This is a genomic window from Proteocatella sphenisci DSM 23131, assembly GCF_000423525.1.
GTDB classification, from domain to species: Bacteria; Bacillota; Clostridia; order Peptostreptococcales; family Filifactoraceae; genus Proteocatella; species Proteocatella sphenisci.
The window spans coordinates 100,054-117,750 of sequence record NZ_AUID01000003.1 but is presented as its reverse complement, the minus strand read 5'-3'; the positions used below and the strand labels follow the sequence as shown (position 1 = coordinate 117,750).

Genomic DNA, 17,697 nt, shown 5'->3' with positions numbered 1-17,697 from the left:
TTTATTCACCTTTGAAATAATAACCGACTCCTCTTCTTGTCATTACATAAACTGGTTTTGCAGAGTCGTCTTCTATCTTTTCACGCAGTCTTCTTACGGTTACATCTACAGTTCTTATATCTCCGTAGTATTCATAGCCCCATACCTTTTCTAGAAGCTGCTCACGTGAAAACACCTGCTCTTGCTGAGTAGCAAGAAACTTAAGCAGTTCAAATTCTCTAACAGTAAGAGGCAGAGCCTCACCAAATTTGGTAACCTCATATTTAGAAACATTTATAGAAAGAGAGCCACTTCTTATATGTTCTTTTGCATTTTCTGCACTTTCTGGTGATACTATGGGCATTGCAGTACGTCTGAGATTTGCTTTAACCCTGGCAGTTAATTCTCTCACGCTGAAAGGCTTTGTAATATAGTCATCTGCACCAAATTCCAGACCAAGTATCTTGTCGACTTCCTCTTCTTTTGCCGTGGCCATTATTATAGGAACATTCGAAGTTTCTCTGAGTTTTTTACATACGTCAAAACCGTTCATCCCAGGCAGCATTATATCAAGTATGATAAGATCAGGATTAGCAGAAAGCGCCAATTCAAGGCCTTCCTTTCCATCATATGCGGTAAGGATGTCAAATCCCTCTTTTTGAAGATTAAATTTTATGATATCTGAAATTGGTTTTTCATCTTCTATAATAAGTATTATACTCATAAAAGCCTCCTTGTTTTTAATACAAATATACAAATTAATTTTACCACAAAAAACAGAAAAAGAAATCAGTATTTTAGAAATGGACTTGACACAGCAAGTAAAAATGAATATACTACTAAGTAGGAACTATTCTCAGTAAGGAGGTGGATGGAATAATGAATACACCAAAAAGAAGAAATACAATACAGAAAAAACTTGTACTCGATGCAGTGCAGAGCCTTAAAAACCATCCTACTGCAGAAGAAGTATACAGATATATATTAATGACCTACAAAAACATAAGCAAGGGAACCGTCTACAGGAACCTCAATATGCTTGTAGCAGAAGATGTCATAAAAAAAGTCATGGTTGTAGATGGGGCCGACAGATTTGACCACACAATTACAAACCATAACCACGTAAAATGCGAAAACTGCGGTAAAGTATACGATATTTCCTCAGAAGCTGGAGATCTGGAAGAAAAAATAACAAGTCAGGATACTGAATTTTTGAGAAAATCTGGATTTACAGTAAGCGGATATAAGATAATATTCACAGGAATATGCCCGAACTGCATAAAAAAATGTCAGTAATAAACTAAAATATATAATCTAAAAAGGAGAACATTAAAATGGCAGAAGTAAAAAGCTTAAAAGGTACAAAAACTGAGAAAAACCTGTTAGATGCATTTGCAGGAGAATCGATGGCGAGAAACAAATATACTTATTTTTCAAGTGTTGCAAAAAAGCAGGGATATGTGCAGATTGCTAACATATTCGAAGAAACAGCAAACAACGAGAAAGAGCACGCAAAAATGTGGTTCAAGCTTCTTGAAGGAATAAGTGCTGATACTGTGGACAACCTTATGCAGGCAGCAGAAGGCGAGAACTATGAGTGGAATGAAATGTACCCAACATTTGCAAAAGAAGCAAAAGAAGAAGGGTTTGACCATATATCATTCCTTTTTACCAAAGTTGCTGAAATAGAAAAAGAGCACGAAGACAGATACAATGATCTTCTTCAAAATATTCAAAGTGGAAAAGTATTTAAAAGAGAAGAAAAAGTGCTTTGGCATTGTGACAACTGTGGCTATATAGTAGAGAGCCTTCAGGCACCTCCAAAATGTCCAGTATGTGATCATTCACAAGCGCATTTCCAGATAAGATCTGTAAACTGGTAAGACAAAAAATAATTAAATAACCATAAAAGAATCCCTAGTATGCCCTGAACCGGTTTATTATGGATTCTTTTTATGGCATATGTTCGTTAAAGCATTGACCACTTCAAAAAATTCTGATAGAGTGAACGTGCAACTAAAAAAATGTCAAAGGAAAAGAGATATGGTGAAAATACGAATATTTGATGCAGAACTGAAAATGATGAAAATCTTGTGGGAAAATGAACCAATATCTACAGGAGAACTTGCAAAAAAGTGCGCAGAGCAGATTAACTGGAACAAATCGACTACATATACAGTCATAAGGCGCCTGGTAGAAAGAGGAGTACTTAACAAGCAAAGGACAATACTGACCTCAAAACTTTCAAAGAATCAAGTCAGATTTACAGAATCAGAAGATCATATTGAAAAAATGTATGGCGGATCGCTCAAAAAGTTCTTTGAAACTTACCTGAGGCATGCAGACTTTAAAGATGAAGAAATAGAATCACTCAAAGAAATACTAGAAGAAAAGAAAATCTGCTGACAATCTTAGATTTTGATTAAGCGGGGCATAAGACAATGCTCCGCTGTTTTATATTTGGAGAAAAAATGAATAAGAAAACAAGATACAGTATTTCCGTAAAAGAACTGGTAAATTATAGCCTGCTCTCAGGGGATATAGACAGCAGATTTACGACAAATGCAAGCGCACTTGATGGTATAAGGCTGCACAAAAAAATACAGGAAAAAGCCCCGAGCAATTATGAGAGCGAAGTAAGCCTCAAGCATATAGAGGAATATGAAGACTTTGACCTATTAGTCCAAGGCAGAGCAGACGGGATAATAAGAGAAGAAGCAGACTCGATTATAAAAGTAACCATAGATGAAATAAAAACCACCAAAAGACCCCTTGAAATGATAGAGGAAAAAGAAATTCATACAGCCCAGGCAAAATGCTACGGCTGGATTTATGCCCTCCAAAATGGTCTGGACATTGTAAATATAAGGCTTACCTACTGCCATGTTATAACAGAACAAATAAAAATATTTGAAAACAGCTTTACCTTCCAAGAACTCAGTCAGTTTTTTAAAACGCTTACCACCGCATTTGAAAAAAAGCTGAGAGAGAAAAAATCGTGGACAGAAAAGAGAAACAAAAGCCTCAAGGAACTGGCATTTCCATTTCCAAAGTATCGAAAAAACCAAAGAGAAATGGCAGTAGCAGTATACAAGGCACTTAAAGATGAAAAAAATATATACCTGCAGGCGCCCACAGGTATAGGAAAGACTATTTCCACGATTTTTCCAGCCCTCAAAAACATGGGAGAAAAAGACAGTGAAAAAATCTTTTACCTTACAGCCAGGACTACCATAAGAAAAGTTGCAGAAGATACTCTGCATTTTATAAATAAAGATGGAGCCAGGATAAAATACCTTACAATAACGGCCAAAGATAAAATATGTTTTATGGAAAAGACCAGGTGTATACCAGAATACTGTCCATACGCAAAAGGGTATTTTAACAAGATGAGAGCAGCCGTAGAAGACATGCTTCAAAACCAGGACTGCATAAACCGAGAAAATGTAGAAAAATATGCAAGAGACCACACCATATGTCCTTTCGAATTCCAGCTGGACCTATCTATGGAAGCAGATATAATTATCTGTGATTACAACTATCTATTTGATCCAAACGTAGCACTCAAGAGGCTATTTGGATTAGATCAGCAGGTTCAGGATTATAGCTTCCTTATAGATGAGGCACACAATCTTCCAGAAAGAGCAAGGGAGATGTATTCCTCTGTAATAGACCAGGCAGATGTAAAAGATCTGCAAAGCCTTTTTAAAAACAGCAAAAGCGAGCTTGAAGAAAATGTAGAAGACGCACTCAGCAAGCTTTCAAGAGCGCTCACCAGGCAAAAGAAAAACTATCTTACAGACTCTCATGGAGAGCCCCTCTTGAATACGGTGGAAAAAGAAGCACCCGAAAAACTGGGAGAAGATCTTCGCAAATTCAATAACAAAATAGAAGATTACCTGCTTGAAAACAATCAGGACGAAAAAACCGAAAAACTGACCAGCTTCTATTTTGAAGCCCTCAGGTTTATGAAAGTATTAGAGATGTATGATGAGACCTACCTTATGTATGCACAAGGACAAAAATATTTAAGGATGAAACTTTACTGCCTGGACCCCTCAATCAGAATAAGAACCGCAATAAATCAGGGAAAATCTGCCGTATTTTTTTCAGCCACGCTTGTACCCGGACAATACTTTAGGAGCCTGCTTGCATATGAAGAAGAAGATGTACTTGCAGAATTTAAAAGTCCATTCGACCCCCAAAACAGGAAGATACTCATAGCACCAGACGTATCTACAAAATACAAAAACAGAGATTACAGCTACGAAAAAATAGCAGATTATATACAAAAAATGACAAGCTCAAAGACCGGGAATTACATGATTTTCTTTCCATCATATAAATATATGAATACCGTTTTTGAAGTTTTTGTGCGCAAATACACAGACCTTAGCCAAGAAGAGATAATAGTATTTGAGCAGACCGCAAATATGAAAGACCAGGAGAGAGATGAATTTCTTGAAAGATTTCAAGATTCTCCCCAAAAGACCCATATAGGGTTTTGCGTAATGGGCGGAGTTTTTTCAGAAGGTATAGATCTCAAGGGAGAAAGGCTTATAGGAGTAGTTATAGTAGGAGTAGGTCTGCCCCAGGTCTGCCTCGAAAGAGAAATAATAAGCAGATATTTTAAAGAACATAAAAACCAGGGCTTTGAATATGCGTATTTGTACCCCGGCATAAACAAGGTACTTCAGTCAGCGGGAAGGCTTATAAGAACCGCTCAGGACAAAGGCGTCATACTTCTCATAGACGAGAGATATATGGAGCCCCAGTATCAGAGACTGCTGCCGTCAGATTATTATCCATGCAGAAAAGTAAGCCTGGACAGTATAGAAACAGAGCTTTCAGAATTCTGGAATTCAAACACAGGAGAATAAACTATGACGACATTTTTTACCGCATTTACACTGATATTCCTTGCTGAGATGGGAGACAAGACCCAGCTTCTGGCGCTTGCATTCTCGACAAAATTTAAGATGAGACAGGTCATGGCAGGCGTCGTGGCAGGATCATTCCTCAACCACGGGATAGCCATAGCACTTGCATCCGTGGTATCAGGATTTGCATCTGAGAGCATTATAAAAACACTAGCTTCAGTACTCTTCATATTTTTTGGGCTCTGGTCTATGAAACTGGACTTTGAGGACGAAGACGAAGAAGACCAGAAACTGAAATTTGGACCGGTGCTGACCGTAGCACTTGCATTTTTTGTGGGAGAGCTTGGAGACAAGACTCAGATGAGCGCAATGGTCCTGGGCCTCGATTCAGCAAGCCCCTTTATAACACTTCTGGGAACTACGACCGGAATGGCAGCAGTCAGCCTTGTCGGAATAATAGCAGGAAAGCTCATAGGCAAAAAGATTCCGGAAGTCACCATGAAATTCATCGCAGCCATAGTGTTCCTTGGATTTGGAATCGCAGGGCTCGTAGAATCTCTTCCAAAAGAGTATCTTACAGCCGTTCCGGTGATTGCTTTCGCAGCAGTACTTGCAGGAGCGGTATATCTGATTTACGGGCTTAACATGAAAAACAGGGATGAATATTACGGTGCAAAACTGGAAAAAGCCATAGCAAGATGCAGGCGTTGCCAGGTGCATGACAGCTCCTGCCAGGTTGGTTTAGATATAGAAAATATCGCAAAGTCCTACATTGGAGCAGATGTGCCTTATGCCGGAAGAGTAATTCAGTTCTTTGAGTCAATGAAAAAAGCATCTCCAAAGAACGCCAAGACCCTGAGCGAGTGTCAGGGAAAATTTCCAGATAAATAGGAGGAAATTTACAAATAAATATCGCTTGATAAAACTTGTGTTTTATGGTAGAATAATTTGGTGACAATGTCATCAAATATCTGGAGAGGTGTCCGAGTGGCTTAAGGAGCACGCCTGGAAAGCGTGTATACGGGCAACTGTATCGGGGGTTCGAATCCCCCTCTCTCCGCCATAAATCAAACATGACTAATGTTAAATATGTGGTAGCTTTCTGAAAAGAATTCATACCGCTTTTTTCTATAGAAAAACAAATTGTAAAATAGATTTATAAACAGAGAATCAGGAGAAAAGATGAAAAAAGAATTCAAGGCAGGTACGATATTTGGAGCCGTACCACCAGTAATGGTATCATGTGGTGACATGAAAAATCCAAACATAATAACTATAGGATGGACAGGAATAGTTAACACCAAGCCCCCAACGACATATATTTCGGTAAAGCCGGAGAGACATTCACATGACATGATAAAAAAAGGTGGAGATTTCGTCATAAACCTTACTACAAAGGACCTTGTCTATGCAGCTGACCTGTGTGGAGTAATAAGCGGATCAAAAAACGACAAAGCGGAAAAAGCAGGACTAACATATGAAAAAAGTACTCACGTATCAGCGCCATCTATAAAAGAAAGTCCAGTATCTATAGAGTGTAAGATAAAACAGGTAATAAAACTGGGAAGTCATGACATGTTCCTTGCAGAAATACTTGCAATAAATGTAGACGACTCAATAGTGAACCGTAATGGAAAAATAATGCTTGATAAGGCAGAACTTGTATCATATCTGCATGGAGAGTATTTTGAGCTGGGAAGAAATCTTGGAAAATTTGGATTCTCAGTAAATAAAAAAAGAGGAAACATCAGAAACAACAGTGACAGCACAAACAAAAAATCAGCTATAGGAAGAAGCGGAAAGCCTATGGAATCAAAAGGCTCAGGCAAACCATCATCAAAAAAAGGCACAGAAAAAAAGAACAGAACCCTTAGTGCAAACAGTGGCAAAAGCATTACTCCGACCAATCCGGGAAGTGCAAAAAGCAAAAAAATGAGCAAAGATAAATATAGCCATATGAAAAACAAATAATATCAGAACAGATTAAGCAGATCATCTACACATGTACTTTTAAGAAAAACATAATTATATTCATGAAGAATCTCAGTATTTTCAATTTTGAAAGTGCTGAGATTTTTGTTATTTCTGGCAATAGACTCATAGACAAAAGATACTCCGCAATTTTCACTCACAGCTTTTTCTGTAAGCTTAAAGCTGCTGATTACAGATTTTCTGGCAAAACTATTAAAAGAATAGCTGTTCTGCTTAAGAAAATTCTCAAAAACTCCCCTTGTCCCAGACCCTGATTCCCTTATTATAATATGCTCTTTAAGTAAATCTGCAAGGCTTACGGTGCCTTGTGCAAAGCAATGTTCTAGTGAACAAATACCTATCAATTCTTCCTGCTTTATCAGCTCAAATCCATAGCTGTCCTTGTCAAATGATCCCTCAATCAGAAGTATGTCCAGTTCAAGCGCATTCAATTTTTTCAAAAGATATTCTGTATTATCTATGATAATTTCCAGTTCTATATTATCAAGCTTTAAGAGGTCTATAACTTTATCCTCAATTATATAATCCCCTATGGTCTTCGTGGCGCCTATAGATATTTTTCTTATAAAAGGTTTTTCTATATTTCTTCGTATAAGATTATCGTTATAAACTACTGATCTGGCATATATTTCCAGTTCCTTGCACTTTTGAGTTTTTGAGAGGACTCTTCCACTATACTCAAAAAGCTTGCATCCATACTCTCTTTCCAGAAAATGAATCTGCTGGGTAACAGCAGGCTGGGACATATTTAGTTCTTCGGCAGTCTTTCGATAATTCATCATCTCGCATAGTTTCAAAAACGTATGTACCCTGTTGTCCACCATATAACTTAGAGCTCCTCTCCTTGATAACAAAAATTTATTAGTATATTACAAATGATTATTTTATTTTATCATCAATCTGGGATAAAATAAATACATAAAATATAATTATGTAAAAGGAGAGTATAGCTGTGGAATTTATAAAATCGAAATCAAAAATCATTCCAGGTTTTTTTGTATCAATATTGATAGCTGCCTGCGCCAGATTTATTGAAGGTCTTCTCCCTATCCATCTGGTCGGAGCTTCAGTGATAGCACTTTTTATAGGAATGACAGTCAATTCCTTCTGGAAACCTTCAATTTTGAATCCTGGATTAAAATTTACATCCAAGAAAATCCTCAAATTAGCAATTATTCTACTTGGAGCCTCACTTAGCGTAAATACAATACTTACAGTGGGAAAGATATCTCTTTCAGTTATGGTATTTACCCTTTTGACCTGTTTTGGGGGTGGATATTTCATAGGAAAAGCCCTGGGACTCAACTGGGAGCTGTCTAACCTTATCTCAGCCGGAACAGGCATATGTGGAGGTTCTGCCATTGCTGCAATTGCGCCAGTAATTGATGCGCAGGACCGAGAAATTGCATATGCCATGTCAGCCACATTTTTATTCGATATGGCCATGATAGTGCTGTTTCCGATCATGGGGCGCTGGTTGGGCCTGAGCGACATGGCTTACGGACTCTGGGCTGGGACGGCTGTAAATGACACATCGAGCGTGGTTGCCGCCGGCTATGCATTCAGTGAAGTAGCAGGGGATTTTGCCACTATGGTAAAGCTGACAAGGACATTGTCAATCATTCCTACTGTGATTGTATTTGCACTTATAAATATAAGGCTCAAGAAAAAAACAGAATCACCAGGCGGTGAAAAAGGCAAGGAAAGTTTAGCCGAAAAAGTAAATTTCATGTCTTTGTTTCCCTGGTTCATACTGGGTTTCCTTGCTCTTTCCATAATAAACAGCCTTGGTTTCATTCCGCCCGATGTCTCAACTTCAGCCAAGGAATTAAGCAAATTCCTCATGGTAGCGGCCCTGTCTGCCATAGGCCTTAATACAAGCTTTAAGGAAATGAAAAAGGCAGGCTTTGCGCCTATGCTGCATGGCTTTATAGTCTCTGTGCTGGTTGTTATTGTAGCCATTACCGTGGAATGGGGTATGGGAATAATATAATCTGCTTTAATGAGAGAAACTAATCGATTGTAAAATAAAATATATTAAAGTATAATACTTAGTAATCGAGATTATAATTGGATGGCCAATAAATAATAACTAAGGAGATACTAAGTGAACGGAAATATATATAAGGAAGCCATGAAAAATGCATCATGTGCATTTGCTTATCATGAAGCTGTGTTTGATAAAAATAATAAGATGACAGATTATATATTTATTGACGTAAATGAGGCTTTTGAAGAGTTTACAGGCATGAAAAAACAAGATGTAATAAACAAGCGGCTTGTAAGAGACATTTATGACAATAAAAAAGACGCACAAAAGTGGGTAGAGATATATGGACAAGTGATTGCTAAAAATGAAATTATTGAGTTTGAAGAATACTCTCTAGTGTCCAGGAGGAATTACCATATAAAGGCCTATCGCGTTGGAAAAACTCATTTTGTGACACTCTTTACCGATAAGACATTTGAAAAAAAGATGAGTGAGTTATCCAAATACTTCAGGACCAACAGATCTAATGATATAGACTACGAGGAAATAACCAAATTTGCCTGCGATCTATCAGGAGCAGAGTATGCAGCCTTAAATTTATTCAAAGAAAATGATAATAGCCTTAAGACGGTTTCGATTTATGGTCTGAACAGCAATATAAAAAAAGAACTTGATAAACTGGGCATTGATTTAATCGGGAAAAACTGGGATTATGATCCTCAAAGAGACAAAAAATTAAAAGGCAGTGACATAACCTGTTTTGATAAAATATCTGATTTTTCAGGCGATGTAATAGCAAACGAAACCATGCAGAATCTTGAAAAAAACTTTAATCTCGGAAATTCAGTCTTAGCAAAGATCAGAAGTGAAGAGAAAATAGTGGGGGATTTTGTACTTGTTTTTAAAAAAGAAAGCAAATTAAAGAACCGTGATTTATTTTTACTCTATCTGTCACAGATAGGACAATTCTTAGAACAAACCAGGCTGGAAAAGTCGCTAAAGGCAAGCCAGAGACGGTTCTACACTCTTGCAGAATATGCTCCGATTGGTTTTATTTCATGTGATTTGAGTGGTGAAGTAACCTATGCAAACAGGAAACTGCTTGAAATAATGGATTCCCCCTCTTATGAAGCAACAAAAAAAGTCAATCTACTCGAATTTTCAAAACTCAGGGAAATCGGATTTTCACAAAATCTCGCAGAGTGCATGGAAAAAGACAGATTAATCTCATTTGAGATGCCCTATAAGAGCACCTGGGGAAAACAAATCTGGGTGAGTGTACATTTTACGCCGAGCAAAGAAAATGATTTAATTACAGGTGCAAACATAATCGTTGATGATATTACGGACAAAAAGAAAAATGAAAATGAATTAAAAGAAAAAGCAAGCAGAGACTCCTTGACCAGAGCATATAACAGGTATGCATTAGACAGTGTTATGCTTGAACGGCTGAATGAGTCAAAAGACAGACATCTTACCTCTTGCATTTCGGTTTTAGATGTAGATAATTTCAAATATATAAACGATACCTATGGTCATAAGGCAGGAGATGATGTACTCAAATATCTTGCTGCGAGAATCAAGAAGGAACTAAGAGAAGAAGACCTTATCATAAGGACAGGGGGAGACGAATTTGTCATTTATCTTCACGATATTAAAAACGAAAAAAATGCCGCTCACTTCATAGACCGGATTTACAGTAAGATAACGGGGAATTACAGGATAGAAGACAATGCAAGTGAAAATTTTTTAAGTTTTGATGTAGGTTGCAGCATAGGTGCATCGTTTTTCCCAAGAGATGGAGAAACCGTAAAGACGCTTATGGCAAAAGCCGATGAAGCCTTATACAAAGTAAAGAAAAACGGAAAATCAGGGTATCAAATCTTAAAATAAGATAAAAATGGATATTGACTTTACTAGGAAAACGATTGTATAATATACTTATAGATAACAGGAAACGTTTCCAGTAACGGTTCCTGAATTTGGATAATTCAATGGGAGGGTTAAAAATGAAAAAATTATTGGCACTTTTAGTTACAGGGGTGATGGCACTTTCACTCGTAGCATGTGGTGGAACAACAGATTCAGGGGAGGCTCCTGCAGGATCAGGGGAGATTTATTACTTAAACTTTAAACCAGAGATAGCTGAGGTTTATGACGAAATAGCACTGGCATACGAAGAAGAGACAGGCGTAAAACTTAACGTTGTGACAGCAGCATCTGGAACATATGAGCAGACTCTTAAATCAGAGATAGCAAAAAAAGATGCACCTACACTTTTCCAGATAAACGGACCTAAGGGATACGCAAGCTGGAAAGATTATACAGCTGATCTAAGTTCTACAGAGCTTTACAGTCACCTTACTGACAAGAGCCTTGCAGTGACTGACGGAGAAGGCGTATATGGAATACCATATGTAGTTGAGGGATACGGACTTATCTACAACGATGCTATAATGCAAAAATATTTTGCAACAGCAGACCCAAAAGCTACATCAATGGATCAAATAAACAACTTTGAAATATTTAAAGCAGTTATAGAAGACATGACAGCTAAAAAAGCTGAGCTTGAAATCAATGGCGCATTTGCAAGTACTTCACTAAAACCAGGTGAAGACTGGAGATGGCAGACACATCTTGCAAACATTCCGGTATACTATGAATTCAAGAACAACAATATAGACCTTGCAAGTGATGCAACAAAAGAAATAACATTTGAGTATGCAGATAACTACAAGAATATATTCGACCTTTATATTAACAACTCAACAACAGATTCCAAGCTTCTTGGAACCAAGCAGGTAGCAGACTCAATGGCAGAATTTGCTCTGGGACAGTGTGCATTTGTTCAAAACGGTAACTGGGCATGGTCACAGATAAATGAAGTAGATGGAAACGTGGTAGCCGAAGAAGATATCAAGTTTATGCCTATATACACAGGCATTGAGGGCGAAGAGACACAGGGACTTTGCACAGGAACTGAAAACTTTTTTGCTATAAACTCACAAGCTTCAGAAGCAGATCAAAAACTTGCTGCAGATTTCATTTACTGGTTATATTCAAGTGATACAGGAAAACAGTTTGTTATAGACAAGCTAAACTTTATAGCACCATTTGATACATTTACAGAAGAAGAAAGACCTTCAGATCCACTTGCAAAAGAAGTTATAAGATGGATGGAAAAAGAAGGAACAACTTCAGTAGCATGGAACTTTACAGTGTTCCCAAGCCAGGCATTCAAAGATAACTTTGGATCAGCACTTCTTCAATATGCTCAAGGAACAATGCCTTGGGAAAATGTAGTTACTACAGTAGTAGATGGCTGGAAAACTGAAAGCGCAATGTAATACGGATTAACAAACAGGTTGAAAATTTAATTGATAATGCATTAATAGCCCCTGCCTGGAAAAACGGGCAGGGGCATTATTATTGAAAGGAGGAGTTTATGGAAAGATCACTAAAAAAGTATTTTGTAGTATTTGCGCTTCCTACCCTTATAGCCTTTGCGATTTCATTTATGATACCCTTTGTTATGGGAATATATCTCTCATTTACAGAATTCACAACAGTGACCAACACGTCATGGGTGGGACTCAAAAATTACAAGGCTTTGCTTGGTAGTCCGGACTTTATAAAGGCACTATGGTTCACCGTAAAATTTACAATAGTATCAGTACTTTCAATAAATGTAATAGCATTTACACTGGCACTTCTTCTGACAAGAGAGATAAAAGGAACAAATCTTTTCAGGACAGTATTTTTCATGCCAAACCTTATAGGCGGTATCGTGCTTGGATACATCTGGCAGATAATAATAAACGGAGTGCTTATAAAATTTGGAGTAGATATAACCTTCAGTGCAAAATACGGATTCTGGGGACTGGTAGTACTTATGAACTGGCAGATGGCCGGATATATGATGATAATCTATATAGCAGGACTTCAAAATATTCCAGGAGACCTCAAAGAAGCCGCGGAGATAGACGGGGCAACGCCTTTTCAGCTGCTGAGACACATAACTATACCTATGGTAATGCCTTCAGTGACTATATGTACCTTCCTTACCCTTACAAATTCCTTCAAGCTTTTTGACCAAAACTTTGCACTTACAGGAGGAGCTCCGGCAAAACAGACAGCCATGCTTGCCCTTGATATATATAACACCTTCTATGGAAGAATGGGATACGAAGGCGTAGGACAGGCCAAGGCCGTGATATTCTTTATAATGGTAGCTGTAATAGCATTCATACAGCTCTACATTACAAGAAGAAAGGAAGTGGAAAGCTAATGGAGCACAGAAGCAGGGCAACAAACAGGGTCATATTTTTTTCTATGATTATACTCTCTATAGTATTTTTGGCACCTATATTTATAGTTTTAATGAACTCATTCAAAGGACAGTTTTTTATATCAGATGCTCCATTCGTATTTCCTACAGCGCAGACTTATGCAGGAGGGAAAAATTATATAAATGGAGTAGAAAAAACTGGATTCTTTTCAGCGTTTGGCTACTCCATGTTTATAACAGTATTTTCAGTTGCAGCCATAACTCTTTGCACCTCTATGACAGCGTGGTTTATAGTCAGAGTAAAAAACAAATTCACTACGGGGCTTTACTACCTCTTTACATTCAGCATGATAGTGCCCTTTCAGATGGTAATGTTTACTATGTCAAAGACCGCAAACGTTCTTGGACTCGATAATCCAGTTGGAATAATACTCATATATCTTGGATTTGGGGCGGGGCTTTCGGTATTTATGTTCTCAGGATTTGTAAAGAGCATACCCCTTGAGATAGAAGAAGCCGCCATGATAGACGGATGCAATCCAATCCAGACCTTTTTTCTTATAGTATTTCCAATACTCAAACCTACGGCAATAACAGTTTCCATACTCAACACCATGTGGATATGGAACGATTATCTGCTCCCGTATCTTGTAATAGGAAATAAATACAGGACCATACCAATAGCAGTTCAGTATCTCCAAGGAGGCTATGGCTCCAAAGACATGGGGGCCCTAATGGCTATGCTCGTTTTGGCTATAATACCAATAGTCGTGTTTTATCTTTCCGCGCAGAAATACATCATCAAGGGTGTAGTTTCAGGAGCAGTAAAAGGATAATGAGTAAAAGGTTAAAATTAGCAGGGAGACAATATATGCCAACGGTAACTATAAAAGATATAGCAAAAGAAGCAGGCGTGGCAGTAAGTACAGTGTCAAGAGTACTCAACAACCACCCAGATGTAAGCGAAGCCACAAAACATAAGGTAAATGAAGTAGTAAAAAAGAGGAATTTCGTACCAAACAGCAATGCAAAACATCTTAAACAGCAAAGCACTATGGTAATAGGAATCTTTGTAAAAGGTACCTTCAACTTTTTGTTCTTTTCAATACTTGAAAAAATACAGCGCCTCATAAAAGCCAAGGGCTATATAGCTGTAGTAAACTATCTAGATGAATATGCAAATGAAGTCGACCAGGCCAGGATATTTTGCAACGAGAAAAAACCCATTGGGATAATGTTTCTTGGAGGAAATCTGGATAATTTTAAATCAGGGTTTTCAAAAATAAAAATTCCAGCAGTGCTTGTAACAAATACGGCTCAGGCTCTGGGATTTGAAAATCTTTCAAGTGTAACCACAGATGATCAAGAAGCGGCCAAGTGCCTTATAGAGCATCTTGTCTCTATGGGCCATACAAATATAGGAGTAATCGGGGGAATGCGTGAGAGCTCAAATATAAGTAATACAAGGATGAAAGGGGTGCTATCGGTACTCTCAAATCACGGTATAGACTTTGATCCAGACCTTCAGTTTGAAGAAGCCAGATATTCTTTTGAAAGCTCATACCAGGCAGCCTGCAGGCTCCTTGAAAAAAATAAGGACATAAGCGCCATATTTGCCATGAGTGATGTAATGGCAATAGGGACTATGAGAGCCATGACAGACAAAGGACTCAAAATACCCCAAGACATTTCCATAGCAGGATACGATGGAATAGACCTGGTTAACTATTACAATCCCAAGCTTACGACCATAAGGCAGCTCCAAGATGAACTTGCAAAAAATGCAGTGGACATATTGAATAAACAAATAGAAAAAAACGCACCTCCACTTCACAAAGTTCTATCATACGAACTGCTTGAGGGAGAAAGCGTAAAATATGCAGGCAAGGTGGTAACAAAATGACAGAAAGAATAGATAAAGGAATAATATTAAAAAAACAGGAGCCGCTAAAAAAGCAGGAGCCGTTAAAACGGGGATCCGGAACCCTTTTGCCAGTAGCAAGTCTGCCTTCAAAATATGGTATAGGTACATTTGGAAAATCCGCATATGACTTTATAGACTTTTTAAAGAATTCAAAGCAGAAATACTGGCAGGTGCTTCCACTTGGGCCAACTGGTTATGGAGACAGCCCCTACCAGAGCTTTTCAGCATTTGCAGGAAATCCCTACTTCATAGATCTAGAGATACTTATGGAAGAAGGGCTCATAGAAAGAGAAGACGCAGAAGCTGTAAACTGGGGAGACACTCAAGATACAGTAGATTATCTCAAAATATATGAAAATAGATTTGATATTTTGAGAAAAGCTTTTGCGAACAGCGACCACAAAGAGGACCAGGACTATCTTGATTTCTGCAAAGAAAACAGTTTCTGGCTAAATGACTATAGCCTTTATATGGGAATAAAAGAACACTTTGGAGGGATAGAGTGGCTAAAGTGGCCAGATGATATAAGGCTTAGAAAACCGCAAGCAGTAGAAAGCTACAGCAAGAAATTCGAAGAAGAATCCCAGTTTTGGAACTTCATACAGTACAAATTTACAAGGCAGTTTCAGGATCTAAAAAAGTATGCAAAAAACAATAAAATAGAAATAATAGGAGATATTCCCATATATGTGGCGCTTGACAGTGCCGATGCCTGGGTAAATACAGATCAGTTTCAGATGGACGAAGATCACAGGCCAGTCATTGTTGCCGGAGTACCTCCAGATATGTTCTCAGAGACAGGCCAGCTTTGGGGTAACCCAATCTACGACTGGGACTATATGAAAAAAAACAACTTTGACTGGTGGAGAAAGCGAATGAAATATTCTGCTTCACTCTTTGACATAATAAGGATTGACCACTTTATAGGAATAATAAATTATTACGCTATAGAATATGGCTCAAAGACAGCAATGGGTGGAGAGTGGAAAAAAGGGCCAGGAGAGGATTTGCTCAGCGCCATAAACGAGGCCACAGGAGACACCCTTATAATAGCTGAAGACCTTGGAGTTGTAACAAAAGAAGTCATAAGAGTCCTCAAACTCTCAGGATATCCAGGGATGAGGCTCATGCAGTTTGGATTCGATGGAAATCCAAGGAACAGTAATTTGCCAAAGTATTTTGATGCAAACTCCGTAGTTTACCCAGGAACCCACGACAACGAGACGCTCAGAGGATACTTTGAAAATGCCAGTGACAAGACAAGGGCAAACGCGCGTAAAATATTGAGGACAAAAAGAAACAGAGATCTGGTATGGCTCCTGATAGAAACAGCCTTCAAATCCAGGGCAAGTACAGTAATATTTCAGATACAGGATTATCTAGAACTTGATAACAGAGCCAGGACCAACATACCGTCTACAATCGGAGGGAACTGGAGTTGGAGACTTGTCCCAGGTCAGGCATCTTCAGAGCTTGGACAAAGAATAGCAAAACTGGCAGAAAAATACAAAAGATAGGAGCATGACTATGGCAAAAATAAGTCTAAAGAACATATATAAAGTTTATCCAGGAAATGTAACCGCAGTAAGCGACTTCAACCTTGAGATAGACGATAAAGAATTCATTGTGCTTGTAGGACCTTCAGGATGTGGAAAGTCTACTGTGCTAAGGATGATAGCAGGTCTTGAGCTTATAACAAAGGGCAAAATTCACATAGGAGACAGGCTGGTAAATGACGTGCCCCCAAAAGACCGCGATATAGCAATGGTTTTCCAAAGTTATGCCCTTTATCCGCACATGTCAGTATACAAAAATCTGGCATTTTCTTTAAAATTGAAAAAAATGGACAAAGCAGAAATAGATAAAAGAGTAAAAGAAGCGGCAAACATACTGGACATAGAAAAATATCTTGATAGAAAACCCAAAGCCCTTTCAGGAGGTCAGAGACAAAGAGTAGCACTTGGAAGAGCCATGGTAAGAAATCCCAAGGTCTTCCTTTTAGATGAGCCTCTTTCAAATCTGGATGCAAAACTGCGAACAGCTATGAGAAGCGAGATAAGCAAGCTGCATCAAAGACTTGGAACCACTTTTGTATACGTAACCCATGACCAGACCGAAGCCATGACTATGGGAGACCGAATAGTAGTAATGAAAGACGGTTTTGTCCATCAGGTAGATACCCCTCAAAACCTTTATGATCATCCGGTAAATAAGTTTGTAGCAGGATTTATTGGCTCGCCTCAGATGAATTTTATGAAAGCGAAAATTGTGAGAGACTCTGAGGGATACATGGCAAAAATAGGAAAACATGACATAAAAATAAACTGGGACTACAAAAAAGCACAAAACCTGAGCGCATATGAAGGAAAAGAAGTAATGCTGGGTATAAGACCAGAAGAACTTCATGACGAACAAAGCACAGAAGATCCAAAAAATCTGAGCTACGTAGATGCATATGTCGAGCTTTCAGAGCCAATGGGCTCAGAAATATATCTTTATGTAACAATAGAGGGAGAAAAAAATATTGCAAAGATACCTCCAAGGACCAGTGTAAGAGTTGGGGACACAATAAAACTTGGAATAAATACAAATCAGATCCATCTTTTTGATATCGAAACAGAAAAAGCGATAGCGGTGAGGTAGA

The 17,697-nt window shown here is 38.2% G+C and carries 16 protein-coding genes and 1 tRNA gene; 15 read left to right on the top strand and 2 right to left on the bottom strand.

The features are described from left to right. Window position 1: 1 nt before the first annotated feature. Window positions 2-703, bottom strand: a complete 702-nt coding sequence (locus G558_RS0102275) for a response regulator (RefSeq protein WP_028828724.1) — start codon at window positions 701-703, stop codon at window positions 2-4. A gap of 155 nt (window positions 704-858) precedes the next feature. Between G558_RS0102275 and G558_RS0102270 the strand changes: the two genes are divergently transcribed. The 7 genes from G558_RS0102270 (at window position 859) to G558_RS0102240 (ending at window position 6,830) form a co-directional block, all read left to right on the top strand. After that, window positions 859-1,275 carry a Fur family transcriptional regulator gene (locus G558_RS0102270; RefSeq protein ID WP_028828723.1) on the top strand — a complete coding sequence of 139 codons (417 nt, stop codon included), beginning with the start codon at window positions 859-861 and terminating at the stop codon, window positions 1,273-1,275. 38 nt (window positions 1,276-1,313) lie between these two features. Then, complete coding sequence (gene rbr / locus G558_RS0102265; RefSeq protein ID WP_036931399.1) at window positions 1,314-1,862, top strand: rubrerythrin; 549 nt, start codon at window positions 1,314-1,316, stop codon at window positions 1,860-1,862. 160 nt (window positions 1,863-2,022) lie between these two features. Continuing rightward, window positions 2,023-2,385 carry a BlaI/MecI/CopY family transcriptional regulator gene (locus G558_RS0102260; protein ID WP_028828721.1) on the top strand — a complete coding sequence of 121 codons (363 nt, stop codon included), beginning with the start codon at window positions 2,023-2,025 and terminating at the stop codon, window positions 2,383-2,385. A gap of 65 nt (window positions 2,386-2,450) precedes the next feature. Continuing rightward, window positions 2,451-4,859 carry an ATP-dependent DNA helicase gene (locus tag G558_RS0102255; RefSeq protein WP_028828720.1) on the top strand — a complete coding sequence of 803 codons (2,409 nt, stop codon included), beginning with the start codon at window positions 2,451-2,453 and terminating at the stop codon, window positions 4,857-4,859. A 3-nt stretch (window positions 4,860-4,862) separates the two neighbouring features. Further along, window positions 4,863-5,750 carry a TMEM165/GDT1 family protein gene (locus tag G558_RS12105; protein WP_051188409.1) on the top strand — a complete coding sequence of 296 codons (888 nt, stop codon included), beginning with the start codon at window positions 4,863-4,865 and terminating at the stop codon, window positions 5,748-5,750. Window positions 5,751-5,832: 82 nt separating this feature from the next. Continuing rightward, a tRNA-Ser gene (locus G558_RS0102245) sits at window positions 5,833-5,922 on the top strand. Between the two features lie 119 nt (window positions 5,923-6,041). Further along, complete coding sequence (locus G558_RS0102240) at window positions 6,042-6,830, top strand: flavin reductase family protein (protein WP_028828719.1); 789 nt, start codon at window positions 6,042-6,044, stop codon at window positions 6,828-6,830. A 2-nt stretch (window positions 6,831-6,832) separates the two neighbouring features. On the opposite strand, the gene G558_RS0102235 is transcribed toward G558_RS0102240, so the two are convergent. Further along, on the bottom strand, window positions 6,833-7,675 hold the full coding sequence (locus tag G558_RS0102235) for a LysR family transcriptional regulator (protein ID WP_028828718.1): 843 nt from the start codon (window positions 7,673-7,675) through the stop codon (window positions 6,833-6,835). 128 nt (window positions 7,676-7,803) lie between these two features. Between G558_RS0102235 and G558_RS0102230 the strand changes: the two genes are divergently transcribed. The 8 genes from G558_RS0102230 to G558_RS0102195 all read left to right on the top strand — a co-directional run bounded on the left by G558_RS0102230 (window position 7,804) and on the right by G558_RS0102195 (window position 17,696). Beyond that, complete coding sequence (locus G558_RS0102230; RefSeq protein WP_028828717.1) at window positions 7,804-8,844, top strand: YeiH family protein; 1,041 nt, start codon at window positions 7,804-7,806, stop codon at window positions 8,842-8,844. 114 nt (window positions 8,845-8,958) lie between these two features. After that, the gene (locus G558_RS13295; protein WP_051188408.1) at window positions 8,959-10,734 is read left to right on the top strand and encodes a sensor domain-containing diguanylate cyclase; all 1,776 of its coding nucleotides are present in this window, start codon (window positions 8,959-8,961) and stop codon (window positions 10,732-10,734) included. A gap of 116 nt (window positions 10,735-10,850) precedes the next feature. Further along, window positions 10,851-12,188, top strand: coding sequence for an ABC transporter substrate-binding protein (locus tag G558_RS0102220; protein ID WP_028828716.1), 1,338 nt, complete (start codon window positions 10,851-10,853; stop codon window positions 12,186-12,188). 98 nt (window positions 12,189-12,286) lie between these two features. After that, a complete protein-coding gene (locus tag G558_RS0102215; RefSeq protein WP_028828715.1) occupies window positions 12,287-13,129 on the top strand; it encodes a carbohydrate ABC transporter permease in 843 nt (280 codons plus the stop codon). Next, a complete protein-coding gene (locus G558_RS0102210; protein WP_028828714.1) occupies window positions 13,129-13,965 on the top strand; it encodes a carbohydrate ABC transporter permease in 837 nt (278 codons plus the stop codon). Before G558_RS0102215 ends, G558_RS0102210 begins: the two co-directional genes overlap by 1 nt. 35 nt (window positions 13,966-14,000) lie before the next feature. After that, window positions 14,001-15,032: a LacI family DNA-binding transcriptional regulator gene (locus G558_RS0102205; RefSeq protein WP_028828713.1), complete on the top strand. Its 1,032-nt coding sequence runs from the start codon at window positions 14,001-14,003 to the stop codon at window positions 15,030-15,032. Further along, window positions 15,029-16,570: a 4-alpha-glucanotransferase gene (gene malQ, locus G558_RS0102200; RefSeq protein ID WP_084502786.1), complete on the top strand. Its 1,542-nt coding sequence runs from the start codon at window positions 15,029-15,031 to the stop codon at window positions 16,568-16,570. Before G558_RS0102205 ends, malQ begins: the two co-directional genes overlap by 4 nt. A gap of 10 nt (window positions 16,571-16,580) precedes the next feature. After that, on the top strand, window positions 16,581-17,696 hold the full coding sequence (locus tag G558_RS0102195) for an ABC transporter ATP-binding protein (protein WP_028828711.1): 1,116 nt from the start codon (window positions 16,581-16,583) through the stop codon (window positions 17,694-17,696). Window position 17,697: the final 1 nt, after the last annotated feature.

Coding starts and splice junctions, on each gene's coding strand:
- G558_RS0102240 (WP_028828719.1), top strand. CDS start 6,042: ATGAAAAAAGAATTCAAGGCAGGTACGATATTTGGAGCCGTACCACCA.
- G558_RS0102195 (WP_028828711.1), top strand. CDS start 16,581: ATGGCAAAAATAAGTCTAAAGAACATATATAAAGTTTATCCAGGAAAT.
- rbr (WP_036931399.1), top strand. CDS start 1,314: ATGGCAGAAGTAAAAAGCTTAAAAGGTACAAAAACTGAGAAAAACCTG.
- G558_RS0102215 (WP_028828715.1), top strand. CDS start 12,287: ATGGAAAGATCACTAAAAAAGTATTTTGTAGTATTTGCGCTTCCTACC.
- malQ (WP_084502786.1), top strand. CDS start 15,029: ATGACAGAAAGAATAGATAAAGGAATAATATTAAAAAAACAGGAGCCG.
- G558_RS0102270 (WP_028828723.1), top strand. CDS start 859: ATGAATACACCAAAAAGAAGAAATACAATACAGAAAAAACTTGTACTC.
- G558_RS0102260 (WP_028828721.1), top strand. CDS start 2,023: ATGGTGAAAATACGAATATTTGATGCAGAACTGAAAATGATGAAAATC.
- G558_RS0102275 (WP_028828724.1), bottom strand. CDS start 703: ATGAGTATAATACTTATTATAGAAGATGAAAAACCAATTTCAGATATC.
- G558_RS12105 (WP_051188409.1), top strand. CDS start 4,863: ATGACGACATTTTTTACCGCATTTACACTGATATTCCTTGCTGAGATG.
- G558_RS0102255 (WP_028828720.1), top strand. CDS start 2,451: ATGAATAAGAAAACAAGATACAGTATTTCCGTAAAAGAACTGGTAAAT.
- G558_RS0102235 (WP_028828718.1), bottom strand. CDS start 7,675: ATGGTGGACAACAGGGTACATACGTTTTTGAAACTATGCGAGATGATG.
- G558_RS0102210 (WP_028828714.1), top strand. CDS start 13,129: ATGGAGCACAGAAGCAGGGCAACAAACAGGGTCATATTTTTTTCTATG.
- G558_RS0102220 (WP_028828716.1), top strand. CDS start 10,851: ATGAAAAAATTATTGGCACTTTTAGTTACAGGGGTGATGGCACTTTCA.
- G558_RS0102205 (WP_028828713.1), top strand. CDS start 14,001: ATGCCAACGGTAACTATAAAAGATATAGCAAAAGAAGCAGGCGTGGCA.